Here is a 15908-nt window from a genome sequence, read left to right on the forward strand (position 1 = left end):
AAATTAGTGTGTTCGCGGGCCTCGCGGCCACTCGATGTCGCAGAAAAGACTAACAAAAAAATTAATCCATTTCGTGCGTTAATTTTTCTCGATCCAAATAAATAAATCGATTGGCTTTCGATATTCCGGATCGTGGCATGCATCAGGAAACAATTACGTATCGGTGTCGAATTATTTTCTGAAATTCCGAAAATTTTACGTATCCGGCGAAGCGGATCACGGGCCATCTCAAGCTCGTCCGGGGGCGCATCGTGGATGCACGAAAGCGCCCCCCGCGCACCGCTCATTCGTTCTCGTCGATCTGGGGCAGCTTGCCCGGGTTCATCCGAAAACGGCGGATCGGCTCGTTGCGCAGCGCCTCGCGGTAGGCGGAGGCGGCGACAAGGATCAGCAGCACGGCAATGCCGGCGAGTAAATGCAGGTTCATGACTTCACCTCTGGTCAAGAGAATCCGTGCTTTAAATTAGCACAACAAAAGCGGTAAATAATTCGATGTAGCAAGTACTTATGCGGAATTACACTTCGTCACAAAATCGCCATTTAATTCGATTTGCCACGCAATTTTTTATCGTTTTTTTACCTCCGCTGTGCACTAGCATGTGATGCACCGCGGGCGCGCACGGCGTGCCCGCGGAATAAGCTTTTTTCTTCCTCAGATTAAGGACCGCGTATGAGCGACTCAGCACTGGATGCCGCCGGCTCATCCCTGCCCCTTTCCCCGTCACGAAAGGCCGCCGCGCCGCGCGCGCAGAGCGAAGCGCGCGCCGAGAGCGCCGGCAAGGAATATGTAATCGACGCCATGCGGGGCTTCGCCGCGCTTCTGGTCGCCTATTTTCATTGCCGCCAGGTCGAATGGGTGGGCATGCAAACCTTTCACCAAAGCGTCGGCCATTCTTTCAGTCTGAGTACGATCGCCGCCTACCTGACCTTCCCGATTACGTGGGGCTCGGCCGGCGTGCCGATTTTCTTCGTGATCAGCGGTTACTGCATTCATCGCGGCGGCGCGCTACGTCTGGCAAAAAATCCCGACTACCGGCTCGACACCGGCAATTTCTGGATCCGCCGTTTCGCGCGTATTTATCCGGTATTGCTTGCAGCGCTCGTGCTGACCTTTGCACTCGACTGGGTCAGCCTGCAGTTACCGCCGGTCAACCACAAGATCCGCGAGATCGGTCTGCAGGCCTTCCTCGTCAACCTGTTTTCGCTGCAAGGGGTGGCCGGCAAGACGTTTGGGTCGAACGGCGCGCTCTGGACGCTATCGCTCGAAGTACAGTTCTACGCGATCTATCCGCTGCTGTTCGCGCTGCGCCGGCGCCTGGGCATGACTTCCGTGCTGGCGATCGTCGCGGTGATCAATGTGGTGTCCGCCTATGCGCTCGAGCGCCACGATTTGCAGTTCTTCACGTCCTACTGGTTTTCGTGGACGCTCGGCGCGTGGATCGCCGACGCGAAGGCCCGTAGCACGCCGGAGGCGCGTTCGTCGGTCTGGCTCTACGTGCTCGCCGCGGCGTTCATCGCGCTCGGCTGCGCGGCGTTTCATTTCGGCCAGTACGGGGCATTCCAACTGTGGGCGGTCGGCTTTGCCTTCTACCTGTACAAGGCGCTGGAGCGCCCTAATGCTGATAAGGCCGATACCCCAGGCGTGCGCCTCCTGTCACGGTTCGGCGATTTCAGCTTCTCGCTGTATCTGATCCATCTGCCCATCTTCGTGCTGCTGTCGTCGATCCTGTTCCGTTCGTCGCTGCAGATGTCGATCTGGCCGTCGTTCGGCTACATGCTGGTGGCCGTGCCGGTGGCCTACGTGTTCTACCGGCTGGTCGAACTGCCGGCGATGAAGTGGTCCGCGAGTTTCAAACCGAAGAACGTAGTGAAGCCAGCCTGAGAGCGATGTAAGAGAAAGGTCGGAGAAACACACTGTTCAGTTCAGAAACAGGTTTCTCCTTCGACAATGTGAAGAAGCCGTGCCGCCGGGACCACGTTGTATAACCCGGTTGCATAGCCGGTCGGTTGCATAGCCTGTGTGTCGCGCGAAAAAAACGGAGCGGAAGTCCTCAGGACTTTCGCTCCGCTGCGCTAACGACAAAGACTGGCCGAGTCCCTGCCTACCCCCGCGTTAAATCACTTCGCACGTTCATCTGCTCAAGAAGCGCCCGCACAAGCCCCTCAACGCCCCGCCACGCGCTTCAGAATCCGTTCGACACCTTCCACATACGTTGCCGTCCCGAACCGGCTCAGCGCCGTCTGATAGCCGTTTCTGACCAGCTTGTTGCGCAGGTCGTCGTTCGAGCGCAGCTCGGCGAGCGTGTCGGCGAGGCCATGCGCGTCGCCGGGGGTGCATAGCACGCCATTCTCGTAATCGTCGATGATCTCCAGCACGCCGCCTGCGCGTGCCGCCACTACTGGCCGCTGCGCCAGCATCCCCTCGACGATCACGCGACCGAACGGCTCCGGCGTGATCGACGTATGGACCACGGCATCGACCGCGCACATGCAGGCCGGAATGTCGTGCTGGAAGCCGAGGAAATGCACCCGGCCACCCAGGTTGTGCGCGGCGACGAACGCATGCAGCTCGATCTCGTACGCGTCCTCGCCGAACAGCGGCGCACCCACCAGCACGGCATGCATCTGCGGATTGAGGACCATCGCTTCAAGCAGCACGTGTTGGCCCTTCCAGCGCGCGAGGCGGCTGAACGAACCGACCAGAAACGCATCCTGCGGCAGGTTCAGACGCTGGCGCAGCGTCGCTTGCGGGACCGTGCGCAACGCGTCGAACGGCGTCGCGGAAATACCGTTGAACACCACGTCGATACGCTTTTTGTCAAAGTGCGTGAGTTCAGCGAAGGCGTGAGCGGAAGCCGCCGAATTGGCGATCACGTGCGTGAGGCCGAGGCGCGCGCACCACTTGATGATCGCCAGTTGCTTGCCGCCGAAATGCTCGGAACTCACGATATCGCGCAGGTGCCAGACCACCGGCCGTCTGGCCAGCTTGCCGGCAATCGCGCCGATCACCATCGCGCGCTGGGTGTTCGCGTAGATCACCTCGGCGTCGCGCGCGCGTTTCGCGGTGGCGCGCACGAGCGACGTCAGGCCCTTGAGTGCCTGCCCCTTCGGCAACGAGCCGCCCTGCTTGCGAACGTTGCGCAATGCGCCGGCTTCCAGCACGTTGACCGTCACGCCGGCCTTGGCCAGAGCGGTGCGGAACGGACCGTCGTCAAACAGCACGACTTCGATGCGCGAGCGCAAGGCTTTAACGATTTCCAGCAGCGATAACTCGGCGCCGCCGAGCACGCCACTCTGATCGACCGCGAGAATGCGCGGCGCGGTGGCGCCCGGCTCTGCTTTATAAGGGACGTACGTCGGCAACGTCGCCGAGCGCAATGCCGGCACCGAAGCCCGCACGTGGGCGAAGAAACGTTCGCGGAAATTCGCGGCCGAGAACTGCTCGGCATTCGCGCGGCAATCCGCCGGCGAAAAACGCTTCACGTGGCCGTCGAAACGCTCGACCGCCGCAATGATCGACTCGACGTTCTGCTCGTCGAAGAACATGCCCGTGGGTTTCGACTCGGACAGATCGCGCACGGTTTCAAGCGCCCCACCCTTGCCGTAGGCGATCACCGGCGTGCCGCACGCCTGCGCTTCGACCACCGAAATGCCGAAGTCTTCTTCCGCGGCGAACACGAACGCCTTCGCGCGGCTCATCTTTTCCTTGAGCACCTTGAACGGCTGGTAGCCCATGATCTCGACATTCGGCGCTGCCTTCGCGCGGATCTTCTGCATATCGGGGCCGTCGCCGATCACCACGAGCTTGCGCTCCGGCATCTGCGCGAACGCTTCGACGATCAGATCGATCTTCTTGTACGGCACCATCCGCGAGGCGGTCAGATAGAAATCATCCTTGTCGGTGCACAGCGCAAACGCTTCGACATCGACGGGCGGAAAGATCACCTGCGCTTCGCGTTGATAAACCTTCCTGATCCGTCGCGCGATGAAATCGGAGTTCGCAACAAAGCCATCCACCGAATTCGACGTGCGGATATCCCAGTTGCGGATGTAGTGCAGAATCAGCCGCGCCATCGCGGACTTCGGCCCGGCAGTCAGCTTCGACTGCTGCAGGTACTGATGCTGCAGATCCCATGCGTAGCGAATCGGCGAATGCACGTAGCTGATATGCACCTGATCGGGGCCGGTCAGAACGCCCTTCGCCACCGCGTGACTGCTGGAAATCACCACGTCGTAGGCCGACACGTCGAGCTGCTCGATTGCGAGCGGCATCAATGGCAGATACGTGCGGTATTTGGTCCGTGCAAGCGGCAGTTTCTGGATAAATGAGGTCGTGACCGGCTTGCCGCGCAGGAAGCTGCGATCGTCGAGAAAATCGACGAGGCTGAACAGGTCCGCGTCCGGAAAGCACGCAACGATCTGCTCGAGCACCTTCTCGGCGCCCGCATAGGTAACGAGCCAGTCGTGCACGATCGCGACACGCACCGTCTTGTCGCTACGCAACGCCGAGCGGCGCGACGGCGCCTGAGCACCGGGAACGGTGGTGAGTTCAGCCAGTGCGCTGCGCGTCGCGGGTTGCAGCACGGCTTCTTCAAGGACTTCGTGGTTCATGCGCTTTTCCTCGGATTCAGTCGCAACAGCAGTGAACGCGCAAGATCGCGCAAAGCGGGTGTCATCGTGATCGACCAGGCGACGTTCGCGCCAACCATCAACAGGCCGGCGACGATCGCCAGGGCGAGACTCGGCAGGAAGCTGGCAAGCCACAGGCTGGCCAGCAGAAAGGCGAGGTGGGCGAGCATGTCGAGCGCGATCTGGCGGGCGCGAATCGCCGACAGGCGCAGCAGCACGACGTAATCGAAGAGCGCCCGGCCGGCTACGGCCATCGCCGCGCCCGTCAAGCCGAAATGGGTAATGCCGAGCCACAATGCCCCTGCAAACAGGGGCAATTCAAAGAGGCCGACGCGCGCGGCGGTGGCCGGGTTGACCTGCGACTGGATCAGAATCCGCGTCACGTTCGCCTGGCCGACGAGCCACACGGCGACGATCATGATCCGGCCCACTGGCGCTGCCACGGTGGCGATCTCATTGCCGACCCACAGATGCAGAAACGGCTCGAGTACCAGCATCGCGACCAGGGCGACCGGCGTGAACACGCCATTCAGGAATTCGAGCGACTGCTGGGTAATGGTGTCCGCATCCGCGCGGCCCACGGCCGACAGGCGCGGAAACAGCGTGCGCACCAGCGCGGTCGGCACGATATTCAGACGCGTCACGAGATTCTGCGGCACCGTGTAGTACGTCACGAAGCGTGCACCGAGGCTCGTGCCGAGCATCACGCGGTCGAGCGATTCGGCGATCATGTTGGTGACGCTCGCAATCAGCATCCAGCCGCCGAAGTTGAAGAGTCCCTTCGCCACGCCGAGTTGCGGCGGCAGAATGCTGCGGATGTCCAGCACTTTCAGCGCGGAGCGGCCCAGCAGAATCGCCGCGAGAATCCGCGCGAACACCGCGGCGGCGAGCACGTTCTGCAAGGTCGCCCCCAGCCACAGCGCGGCGCCGAGCGGCAGCAGCTGAAACAGGAAGGTGCCGATCGTCTGATTGGTGTTGTAGACACCAAAGCGTTCCGCGCCGTTGATCGCCCCGGCGAACACCCACGACACGTTGGCAATCGGAATCGCCACCGCGAGCCACGGCAGCGCCATATAGACCTCATGCTGCAACTCGGGCGACACCTTGGTGAAGTACGCGGTGTACAGAAACGCGCCGAAATAGATGATCAGGCCGCCGATCACACCGGTCGCGAGATTGAGCCACGTCGCGCTCCAGAACACGCGCGCGCTTTCGCCCTTGTCGCCCGAGGCGCGCGCCTTCGAGATGTGGTTCTGCGCGGCCATGCTCATGCCGAGATCGAGAATCCCGAAGTAGCCGATCAGGGTCCACACGAGACTGATCACGCCGTAGCGCTCGACACCGAGCAGCTTGATATACGACGGCACGGTCACGAGCGAGACGAAAGTCGGCAGCACCAGCCCGAAGAAGTTGATCGCTACGTTCTTGAGAATGCCTTTGTCCATCGGATGCCTTGGGTTTGACTACATTTGCCTGGTATTGCGAAGAAAGCGGTCATGCCATACGTCGTGTCATGGTTTCCAGCGATACATCATTACTTTGCCGCGGGCGTCTTCTTCGACGAACACGAGGTACTCGCCATTGCTGCGCTTCGCGGCGCTGATGCCGTTGGGCACATCCACCCAACCCGACGCGCTGCCCACTTCCGGGCCCGGACGGATCACGCCGATCTCCTTGCCGCTATCCTTGTCCCACACGTGCACCGCACCGACCGGCTCCACACCGAAGATGTATTGCCCTTCAACGGTGAGGCCGATGATCGTGGCGATGGGTTTGGTCTGCGTGGTCCACGGCAGCGTGATCGAATAGCGCTGCACCGGATTGCCGCTCGACCATTTGTCGTAGCGCACCAGCACGCGGCCCACTTCCTTCCAGAAGCCGCGATCCACCGGCGTATCGGGCGTATAGCCGGTCACGTACATCGTGTCGGTCTCGGGCTCATAGATCGCGCGATGCAGTTCGGTGAACGGCTGCGGCACCGGGTACTGCGTCAGGTTCGAATACGAGTAGATGGGGTTGCCCTTCCCATCGAGTCCACCGAAACGGAAGCGATAAATGCCCTTGTTATCGCGGGTGCGCCAGATGTCGCCGGCGCTGTCGACCCACCAGCCCCAGCCGCCCGCGAGCTTCGTGCCGCTTGTGTTGAGCGTGAATTCGTCCGTGTTGAACTTGCCGTCGCCGTTCACATCGCGCCAGATCCAGTCGCCGCCCGGCGGCGCATTCGGCACCTTGGCGACCGCGCGCTCACGCCCGGCGATGAAGCCCGAAGGAATCGCTGTTTCGCCGTCGTGCTGCGGGTCGAAGCGATAGATCTTCAGGTGATCCGCGTACATGTCGGTTAAGTACAGGAACGTGCGGCCCTTGAGCTTGCGAGCGATCGGCAAGCCGGGATATTGGTCGGTGTGAAAGACCGGGTCGTCGGGATACTTGAAGCGGTTCGACAGAAAGCCCGCGTATTTCCAGTCCTGCCCCGCAGGCTTCGAGAGATCGAGTTCGAAGCGCTTGTTGCCCGTATAGACGCTGTCCGGACGCGACGGATCGATCCACGCGCCGTCGACGAATAACAATCCTTGCACCTGCCAGTTCCGTTTGCCGTCCGGCGCGTAACTCTCGAGCGTGGCGCCGAGGCCCGCGCCGATCGGGTCGTAACGCGGACCGATGCCGTTGGTCGACACATAGACGTTGCCGCGTGCATCCACGCCCACACCGGTCAAACCATTGAAGCGCTGCGGCCCCGGCTTGCCGGGTGTGCCGCTGAAAATGCCGCCGCGTTCACCGAGCGAGCCCGACTCCGCATAACGGCCGTTGTTCTTGCTGAAAAACAGCACCTGTTGGCGCGGGCCGTTGTCCGCGATCAGAACGCGGCCTTGTGCATCCAAAGCGATATCGACCGCCACCGTATCGGCGGGCAACGTGAACGTTTCGTCGATGCGCTTGCCCGCGGCGGTGTAGTGCTCCACCTGCGGCGTCTTATCGTTGCGCGTGCCGGTCAACACCCAGAGCGTGCCGTCGGGGGCCAGCGCGATACGACCCGGCTCGTGCACGGTCCAGGTTGTTTTCTGCTGCATCGATTCCGCGTCATACACTTCGATGCGATCGCGCGCGGTGTTCGCCGCGTAAAGCGTCGTGTCATTCGCTGCCAAACCGCCGATTTCGGCACTCGTGCCGGTCGGCACTTCGTTCATCATCAGAAAGCCCGCTGCCAGTTGCGCATGCGGGTCAGCGCTTTTCGCGGCCGGCTGGAACGGCGCGGCGCGCTTCGGATCGGCGATCTGCCTGCGCGAAATGCCGAACCATTGCTTACCCTTCTCCGGCCACACGCCCTGCTCGACCAGACGTCCTTTCTCGTTGCCAACCTGGATCGCCACAAAGGCGTACTTCCGATTCACCGCGATCGCGCTGCCGCCAGCGTTGCCCCAACCATGCGTGCCGCCCGCGAAGCCGAGCATCTTGCCGTTCTGGTAGACACTCGCTTCGGCGCCGCTTTCGTCCCACGGCGCGTTCGTATAGATCTTGCCGTCGGGCGCGACCGCGATGGCGGTGATGTTGATCTGCGTCCACGTGCCATCGCCGAAACCGAAGGTATTGCCGATCCAGGAATTTTTCGCGTTCAAGACGGTTTCCGCGGATGCCGTGAAGCTGACCGATGCCGCCGTCATTCCGGCCGCATAGGCAAACACAGCAAACCAGGTTTTGAACGTGAAACGGGCCAAAGTTATTCCTCCAATCAGGGCCGTGCCGCGATGGGGTAAAAGCCCGCGCGGATGCAAAATCCAATGAGATGACAGCTGGGGCCGCTAGAAGCGACGCAAGAACACGAGACTGATTCCCGCAAGACACGACGTATAAGAAGGGGCGTTGAGCGCAGATTCGCCGCAGCCCGAACCCGGTCGAATACGAGCGCTCGGCGCGTGACGCACGCGCCATCCCCGGCCCCCGTCCACACGGCTCACATTACGCGGAAAGAATGCCGCGACGAAAATCGAAAATAATTCAAAAATATTCGACGCTTTAAGCGTCGTGAAAGAAAATGATTTAAAAATCGATTAAATGAAAATGGCCGTGCACGGCGGGGTCCCGCGGCGCCTTGGCGCCCCATCCTTACCGATGCCGCCTGACTCCGGCTGCACTTCTTACGGATTACGACAGCCACAAGACACAAGCATAAAAATCTATTGCGAATGGATAACGAAACACCCTGTTGCAATCTGATTCATTTATCCATTTCATTCCCGTTTTTTCATCAATTTATTTTCCCTAGAATCGAATGCACTTCCGTTGCGATGCGAAGCGAGCGCGCTCTTGCCCTCAAGCCCTGTTCCTGACTTGAGACGACTCGCGCGATCCTTCGCCCGGCCCATCCGCTTCACACCATGGACGGTTCATGACTGCTAGCGCACTGCCCTTAGCGCCTTCTCACTCTCGCCGCATCCTGCAGCTCGACGGCTTGCGCGCCATCGCCGTGCTCGCGGTATTCGCCCAGCACGCCTTGAAAGCGCCGCTGTGGATGGGCGTCGATCTGTTTTTTGTTTTGAGCGGTTTCCTGATTACCGGCATCCTGCTCGAGCGCAAGGCGCGCCAGCAGTCGTATTTCGGCTATTTCTATGCACGCCGGGCGCGGCGCATCCTGCCGCCTTATCTGCTGCTGATGGTGGTGTCGTCGATTCTGTTCGGCATCGGCTGGGCGCAGCACTGGCAGTGGTATGCGTTCTTCGCGACCAATATTGGCGACGCGCTCAATCAAAGCGGTCACGACAGCCTGAATGTGCTGTGGTCGCTGGCGGTCGAAGAGCAGTTCTATATTTTCTGGCCGTTCGTGATCCTGTTGCTGCCCGAGCGCGTGCTCGGCTACGTGGCGGCTGCGTTGATCGTGCTGGTGCCGGTGCTGCGCGCGGTCGCCACGCCCTGGTTCGATTCGTTCTGGCCGATCTACTACCTGACGCCGTTCCGCATGGACCTGCTGGCCGCCGGCGCATTGCTCGCCGTCGCCGTACGGCGCGACCGCAACGCACTCGAGCCGTTCAAGGGCCTCGCCGTGCTCGGCTTTTTCGCCGCGCTCGCCGTGCTGGCGTGGCTGCATCTGCACTATCCGCGGTTCCGGGCGGCCAATACGCCGCTATCGAATGCCGCGCTCTACAGCGTTTCATTGGTGCTTTGTACTTCGGTCGTGGTCATCGCCCTGCAAAGCAAGGGCATCGTCAAGCGGCTGCTGTGCAACCCCGTGCTGGTCTATATCGGCACGATCAGCTACACGATCTATCTGATTCACCTGAGCGTGCTGTACACGCTGTGGCCCCTGCATCTGAACCGCTATCTGACGGCGGCGCTGGCACTCGCGATCACCCTCGCCTACGCCAGCATCACGTGGTTCGCGTTCGAAAAACGTTTGATTTTCGGCTCGGCAGGCAAAGCGCATGCACCCGCCGGCAGCGTGTCGGGGGGCGCATCGCGAGCGCCGCAAAGCCGCGCATGAGGCGCCGCGCGTGGCTCGCTGCGGGCGTGTCGGCCGCAGCGTCAGTGCTGGTTTCGCTGACACTGGATGCGCACGCCAGCGGACCTGCATCGCAGGTGCTGGTGGACGCCTACGGCGATTCGACCACGCTCGGCATTACGTGCAGCGAGGGCCACTGCGGACCGCAGCCACAAAACGCCGTGTCGTATCTGCAGGACGAGTTACAAGCCAGGTACGGTCAAAAGGTGCGCGTCACGAATTACGGCGTGGGCGGCACGATGGCGAGCCAGTTGCGCGACGGCACCGGCAACCGCCGCGCCGGCCCGACCGCCGGCCTGCCGTGGCAGGAACGGCTCGCCGCTTCGTCCGCGCAGATCGTGTTGATCAACTACGGCATTAATGAAGTGATGCAGAACCAGACGCCCGAGCAGTTTTACGCAGCGGAAACGACGCTCGTGAAAACCGCCCGCGCGCTCGGCAAGGAGCCGGTTCTACAGACCTCGAACCCGATGCCCGACAACCACCTGAACGCGCGGCTCGCCGCGATGGTCGCGATGACGCGCCGGGTGGCCGCCGAACAGCAGGTGCCGCTCGTCGATCAGTTCGCGTACGTCAGCAATCTGCCGGACTGGAAGACGCTGATGTCCGACGGCGCGCATCCCAAGCCAGGTTTGTACCGGCTCAAGGCGGAACAGGATTTTCAGGTCGTCGATCCGCTAGTGCGGCGACTGCTGGACGGCACGCTTTGAAGCTCCTTTTTCAAGTGCACTTCTCTTTCTCTTTTACCAATATCGAAGGCAAGCTATGAGCCAACCACGCAAAGCGATCATCACCGGCGTTTCCGGACAGGACGGCGCCTATCTGACCAAACTGTTGCTCGACAAGGGCTACCACGTGACCGGCACCTACCGGCGCACGAGTTCGGTCAACTTCTGGCGCATTCGTGAGCTCGGCGTGCTCGATCATCCGAATCTGCGTCTGGTCGAACACGACCTGACCGATCTGGGCTCGACGCTGCGCCTGCTCGAAGGCGCGCAGGCCGACGAGCTGTACAACCTCGCCGCGCAGAGCTTCGTGGGGGTCTCGTTCGACCAGCCCGTGACGACCGCCGAAGTGACCGGCATCGGCGCGTTGAATCTGCTCGAAGGCATCCGCATTCTGAATCCGAAGACCCGTTACTACCAGGCGTCGACCTCGGAAATGTTCGGTCTCGTGCAGGCAGTGCCGCAACGCGAGGACACGCCGTTCTATCCGCGCAGCCCGTATGGTGTGGCCAAGCTGTTCGCGCACTGGTCGACCATCAACTATCGCGAGTCATACAACCTGTTTGCAAGCAGCGGGATTCTGTTCAATCACGAATCGCCGCTACGTGGCCGCGAATTCGTCACGCGCAAGATCACGGACACCGTCGCGAAGATCAAGCTCGGCAAACAGGACGTGCTGGAACTCGGCAACCTGAGCGCCAAGCGCGACTGGGGCTTCGCGCTCGAATACGTGGAAGGCATGTGGCGCATGCTACAAGCCGATGAACCCGATACCTTCGTGCTCGCCACCGGCCGCACCGAGACGGTTCGCGACTTCGTGCGCATGGCGTTCGCCGCAGCGGGTTATCAGATTGAATGGTCGGGCAAGGAAGAGCGTGAGACGGGTATCGACGTGGCAACCGGCAAGACGCTGGTGCGCGTGAATCCGAAGTTCTATCGCCCGGCGGAAGTGGATCTGCTGATCGGCTGCGCGGACAAGGCGCACGAGAAGCTCGGCTGGAAGCCGGAAACCACGCTTGAACAGCTGTGCCACATGATGGTTCATGCGGACTTGGGCCGCAACGAGCATCACGAGACGTTCTAATACTGTCCTGAGTGACGGCTGCGCGAGCGGCCGTCACTCCATGAAAAAAGGCCTGGTCGCAATGATTCAGGCCTTTTTTCTATTGCGTCATGAAACCTTCAATGCACGCCACCCGCCGCGATCGCCTCGCTATACACCGACGCCACACGCTTCGCGATCACCGAATTATCGAAGTTCTCGCGCGCATAGCGGCGGCAGGCATCGGCATCCGGCAACTTCAGTGAGCCGTTCAACGCGCCTGCCAGGCCTTCCGCAATCGCCTTCGCACCCGTTTCCGGCAACACCAGATTCGGCGACAGACCCGCCACCGCTTCCGGCAAACCGCCCACCGGCGTCACCAGCACGGGCGTGCCGGAAGCCAGCGATTCAACGGTAATCAGCCCGAACCCTTCGAGCGCCACAGTCGGCACCACGCTGATATTCGCCGCACGGTACAACGCGGCCAGATGCTGATCGGGCACGAAGCCCAGCAGCTTCACGTTGTCCTCGAGGCCCGCTTCGGTGATACGCGCCTGCAATTCGCCTTCGAGCCGCCCCTTGCCCGCGATCAGCAACAGCACATCGGGCTCAGTGCGCTTGAGCAGCTTCACCGCATCGATCAGATCCTCAAGACCCATGCGGCGCACCAGACGCCGCACGGCCAGCACGATCGGCCGGTCCTGCGGCAGTTGCAGCTTCAGACGCGCTTCGGCCGGCGTGATCGGCAGATTGAACTGCTCGACATCCACGCAGCCCGGCACCACGCGCACGCGGTCCGGCGCGATGCGATAGCGCGAAGTCAGAATCTTGCCGAACGCTTCCGACAACACGATCAGCCGCGACGAGCGCGCATACACCGATTGCTCCAGATAGCGCTTGGCGCGCTGGCCGAGCGAATCGGCGCCTTCGACGTGACTCTCGTCGGCCCACGGTCCCTGGAAATGCGACACCTGCGGAATGCCGCGCGTCACGTCGAGACCCGGAAACGTGTACAGCGCGAAGTGCGACGAAATCACATCGGGACGCGAAGTGCTGATCTCCTGGCGCAGCGCGCGGCGTGCCGCCATCAAGCGCAGCGGCAGCGACTGCGCGGCGGAGCCGAAACCGTTGATCGCGCCACCGGTGTCCGCGGCTACTTTGGGTGAGCCGGCCACCACGCCGCGCACCGCGACGCCCGCGCCCGGCAATGCGCCGACCAGCGAGTAATACATGCGGTCGAGACCGCCCGCGCGTTCCGGAAACCAGTGCATCCCGATCTGCAGCGATTTGATTGATCTTGAGGTCATAGTTGTTGTCCCTGAGCGTTCTGAGCGTTGTGGTGGATTGTCTGCCCGGCCAGCGTGTTGAGCGTCAGCGCGTCGGTCTTGGCGACCACTGCGGCTTCCGCTTCGCTGCGTCGGCGGTCCTTCTGCTGCCCCGCCAGTTGCCGGTACAGCGCGATGTATTGCTCGGCCATCCGCGCCCAGCCAAAGCCGGTCGCAAGTTCGTTGGCGGCGACGCCCATCGCGCGGCGCGCATCGTCGTTGTCGGCAAGACGTGCGACAGCGCCCGCCAATGCCTTGGGATCGTCCGGGTCGTCGAGCACGATGCCGCATTCCGGCGTGATGATTTCCGCACCGCCCGCCGTGCGCGCCGTGACCACCGGCAGACCCGCGGCCATCGCTTCGAGCAGCGACAGGCTCATCGCCTCATAGCGAGACGGAAACACGAACGCGTCGACCGAATGCATCAGCACCGGCATTTCTTTGACCAGCCCGAGAAAATGCACGCGATGCGCAATGCCGAGCGCCTTCGCCTGTTCCGGATACGGGCTGCCCGGCAGAAAACCGGCCACTGCGATCTGCACGTGTTCGGGCAGATGCTTGAGCGCCTGCAACACCGTGCCGAGGTTCTTGCGCGGCGTGCGCAAGTCGCCGACGAACAGCAGCAGGAACGCGTCCGCCGGCAAGCCGAACTTCGCGCGGTCGCCCGTGGCGGCCGCGAAGCCTTGCGTATCGACGCCGTTGTAGATCACGTCGACCCGGTTATGAGGCGTCAAGCCGATCGCGCGAATTTCATCGGCGACCTTTTGCGACACCGCCGTGATCACCTTCGAGCGCCGGTAAGCCCAGCGTTCGAGCAGTGCGTTGCAGCGCGTATAGACCGACTGATACGCGGACCACACGCCCTTCGTGAGCCCGAACGGGTAGTACTTGCTGCCGAACCAGCCGCTATGCACGAAGTGCGAGGTGTTGACATCGGCAGGCGCCCACGTAATGAAGCCGTTCACGTGCAGCACGTCGAATTCGCGGCGATGCGAGCGCAGCCACATCGCGCTTTTGAAGGCGAACACCTGCTGGCGCAGCAGATTGGTGGGCCACCAGCGGCCGATCTTCATCGGCACCCAGCGTACATTCGGATGCGCGAGCAAATCCGGCGCAACGTGCGACGCAACCAGCGTCACACCGATGTTTTCCTCGAGGGCGGCGCGCGCAATCTCGTGGTTGACGCGCCCCTGGCCGTCGTTATGGCGCACGACGTGCGTGACAATGGCGACTCTCAATCAGTGCCTCCGTGGAAAAGTAGCGTGCGTCTGCGGTTCATCTTTTCGTAGTGCACCGCGGATAGGATCGAAAAAACACTCATGAAAAGCAGCAGGCCGCCGGTGCCGACCAGCGAATTGGTGAACACCAGCATCGCGAAAGTCGCGAGACTGAGACTCAGGCAGGCGGACACGAATTTGTCGTTGCGCAGCTTGAACGACGCGAGCGCCGCGCGCACCACCAGCCACACGATGCCGGACATGTAGAGCAAGGTGCCGGGCCAGCCCAGCACGAACGGAATGTTCATCACGCCGCTGTCGAAGTTGCCGTACTGGCCGAGTTGGCCGCCGTCGTTCGAGAGCTTGGTCGAGGTACCGGTCGCGCCCATGCCTTCGCCGGAGACGTCGGTAAAGGCCGTCTTCGCGAAGGTCGCGTAGAACTCGTTACGCGCGGCGTAACTCTGGTCGTCGCTCAGGTTGACGAGCGTGTTCAGGCGCGCCTGCATCCGCTCGGCCACCGGGCCGACCGTAAGCAGCGGCACGCAAAGACCGGCAAGCAGCACCGCACTCGCCACGATCCGCACGCGCACCTTGTTGTTCGCCTTGACCAGTTGGATCAGGAGCGCGATCACCCAGCCGCCCCACGTCGAGCGCACGAGGCTCAGCGCGAAAGCGAAGAAGCCCAGCGCCGCCGCAACCCAGCGCACGCGGTGCGTCGCCGCCATCACGTAGACCATCGCGCCCATCATCGCGAATGCGAACGGTCCCGACGAGTTCATCGTGCTGAACACGCGCACGCCCATCGGCACAGGATCGCCCTGCGAATTCATCTGCGAGCCGAGCATCCACAGCGCGTCCCACGGCGGCATGATGAAGAACTGGATCAGGCCGTAGCCGCCCATCACCAGCATGCCCCAGATGAAGGTACTCACGATCGTGTCGCGATACTTCGGGTACTGGCGCGTGTGCGCCATGATGTGAAAGCCGATCAGGATCGGATAGAGCCAGTTCGCGAGGTCATAGGTCGCGGCGAGCGGCCCGCTCGACATCACACCGATCATGAACGCGTAGGCGAGCCCCATCAGAACCAGCAGCACCGGCAAGCCGCGCCGCTGCGAAAGCAGCTTGTAGTAACGCAGCAGCGAGAGCGCACTGATCATCGTCACCGCGAGCGGCGCGACCTGGATCAGGCTGGTCGGCGTGAACGAGCCTTTGGACCAGTCGGCAAGTCGCCGCACCTCCGGGCTCAGGAACCACAGCCACCACATGAAACCGATGTAGCGCGCCGGGCTCTTGAAGTAGAGCCACAGGCCCGTCAGGATCGCGAGCACCGGGAAGCCGAGCGTGAGCACCGTGCCCTGATGCGCGATGATCAACATCACGGTGATCAGCCACAGTAAGGCCTCCGGCAGCCACTCCTTGCGAGCGCCGGACAGTACCCGCTCCGCGTTATCGCCGCCTCGCGCAATCGTCGACATC

General features: G+C 62.1%; 11 protein-coding genes. 4 read left to right on the forward strand and 7 right to left on the reverse strand.

Annotated features, from left to right (window positions below; genetic code table 11):
• Window positions 1–283: 283 nt before the first annotated feature.
• Window positions 284–427 (reverse strand): hypothetical protein, encoded by a 144-nt coding sequence (locus KHO30_RS16315; RefSeq protein ID WP_167378338.1) that lies wholly within the window; start codon window positions 425–427, stop codon window positions 284–286.
• A 243-nt stretch (window positions 428–670) separates the two neighbouring features.
• Here KHO30_RS16315 and KHO30_RS16320 point away from each other — a divergent pair, with 243 nt between their 5' ends.
• A complete protein-coding gene (locus KHO30_RS16320; RefSeq protein ID WP_211701599.1) occupies window positions 671–1882 on the forward strand; it encodes an acyltransferase family protein in 1212 nt (403 codons plus the stop codon).
• Window positions 1883–2163: 281 nt separating this feature from the next.
• On the opposite strand, the gene KHO30_RS16325 is transcribed toward KHO30_RS16320, so the two are convergent.
• The 3 genes from KHO30_RS16325 to KHO30_RS16335 form a co-directional block, all read right to left on the reverse strand.
• Entirely contained in the window at window positions 2164–4611 is a 2448-nt protein-coding gene (locus tag KHO30_RS16325) for a glycosyltransferase family 4 protein (RefSeq protein WP_211701600.1), read from the reverse strand.
• A complete protein-coding gene (locus KHO30_RS16330) occupies window positions 4608–6074 on the reverse strand; it encodes a flippase (protein WP_200651022.1) in 1467 nt (488 codons plus the stop codon). The genes KHO30_RS16325 and KHO30_RS16330 overlap by 4 nt, the downstream gene beginning before the upstream one ends.
• 66 nt (window positions 6075–6140) lie before the next feature.
• Window positions 6141–8342, reverse strand: a complete 2202-nt coding sequence (locus tag KHO30_RS16335; protein ID WP_211701601.1) for an NHL repeat-containing protein — start codon at window positions 8340–8342, stop codon at window positions 6141–6143.
• 671 nt (window positions 8343–9013) lie between these two features.
• On the opposite strand from KHO30_RS16335, the gene KHO30_RS16340 reads away from it, so the two are divergent.
• The 3 genes from KHO30_RS16340 to gmd are packed head-to-tail and all read left to right on the forward strand — an operon-like array spanning window position 9014 to window position 11929.
• On the forward strand, window positions 9014–10102 hold the full coding sequence (locus KHO30_RS16340) for an acyltransferase family protein (RefSeq protein WP_200619415.1): 1089 nt from the start codon (window positions 9014–9016) through the stop codon (window positions 10100–10102).
• Window positions 10099–10830 (forward strand): SGNH/GDSL hydrolase family protein, encoded by a 732-nt coding sequence (locus tag KHO30_RS16345; protein WP_093633740.1) that lies wholly within the window; start codon window positions 10099–10101, stop codon window positions 10828–10830. Before KHO30_RS16340 ends, KHO30_RS16345 begins: the two co-directional genes overlap by 4 nt.
• A 55-nt stretch (window positions 10831–10885) precedes the next feature.
• Window positions 10886–11929: a GDP-mannose 4,6-dehydratase gene (gene gmd / locus KHO30_RS16350; RefSeq protein ID WP_093633741.1), complete on the forward strand. Its 1044-nt coding sequence runs from the start codon at window positions 10886–10888 to the stop codon at window positions 11927–11929.
• Window positions 11930–12027: 98 nt separating this feature from the next.
• Here the strand turns inward: gmd and KHO30_RS16355 are convergent, their stop codons facing one another.
• From KHO30_RS16355 to KHO30_RS16365, 3 genes are read right to left on the reverse strand one after another with little or no spacing between them, the layout of a single operon-like run.
• Window positions 12028–13194, reverse strand: a complete 1167-nt coding sequence (locus KHO30_RS16355) for a glycosyltransferase family 4 protein (protein ID WP_054037586.1) — start codon at window positions 13192–13194, stop codon at window positions 12028–12030.
• On the reverse strand, window positions 13191–14450 hold the full coding sequence (locus KHO30_RS16360; protein WP_211701602.1) for a glycosyltransferase family 4 protein: 1260 nt from the start codon (window positions 14448–14450) through the stop codon (window positions 13191–13193). Before KHO30_RS16360 ends, KHO30_RS16355 begins: the two co-directional genes overlap by 4 nt.
• The gene (locus KHO30_RS16365; protein WP_093633743.1) at window positions 14447–15907 is read right to left on the reverse strand and encodes a glucose-6-phosphate isomerase; all 1461 of its coding nucleotides are present in this window, start codon (window positions 15905–15907) and stop codon (window positions 14447–14449) included. Before KHO30_RS16365 ends, KHO30_RS16360 begins: the two co-directional genes overlap by 4 nt.
• Window position 15908: the final 1 nt, after the last annotated feature.

The sequence above is a fragment of the Paraburkholderia aspalathi genome, from assembly GCF_905220735.1.
GTDB lineage: Bacteria > Pseudomonadota > Gammaproteobacteria > Burkholderiales > Burkholderiaceae > Paraburkholderia > Paraburkholderia aspalathi.

Excerpts from the sequence above, each read along its gene's own strand:
- KHO30_RS16315 (WP_167378338.1), bottom strand. The coding sequence starts at position 427 with ATGAACCTGCATTTACTCGCCGGCATTGCCGTGCTGCTGATCCTTGTC.
- KHO30_RS16320 (WP_211701599.1), top strand. The coding sequence starts at position 671 with ATGAGCGACTCAGCACTGGATGCCGCCGGCTCATCCCTGCCCCTTTCC.
- KHO30_RS16325 (WP_211701600.1), bottom strand. The coding sequence starts at position 4,611 with ATGAACCACGAAGTCCTTGAAGAAGCCGTGCTGCAACCCGCGACGCGC.
- KHO30_RS16330 (WP_200651022.1), bottom strand. The coding sequence starts at position 6,074 with ATGGACAAAGGCATTCTCAAGAACGTAGCGATCAACTTCTTCGGGCTG.
- KHO30_RS16340 (WP_200619415.1), top strand. The coding sequence starts at position 9,014 with ATGACTGCTAGCGCACTGCCCTTAGCGCCTTCTCACTCTCGCCGCATC.
- KHO30_RS16345 (WP_093633740.1), top strand. The coding sequence starts at position 10,099 with ATGAGGCGCCGCGCGTGGCTCGCTGCGGGCGTGTCGGCCGCAGCGTCA.
- gmd (WP_093633741.1), top strand. The coding sequence starts at position 10,886 with ATGAGCCAACCACGCAAAGCGATCATCACCGGCGTTTCCGGACAGGAC.
- KHO30_RS16355 (WP_054037586.1), bottom strand. The coding sequence starts at position 13,194 with ATGACCTCAAGATCAATCAAATCGCTGCAGATCGGGATGCACTGGTTT.
- KHO30_RS16365 (WP_093633743.1), bottom strand. The coding sequence starts at position 15,907 with ATGTCGACGATTGCGCGAGGCGGCGATAACGCGGAGCGGGTACTGTCC.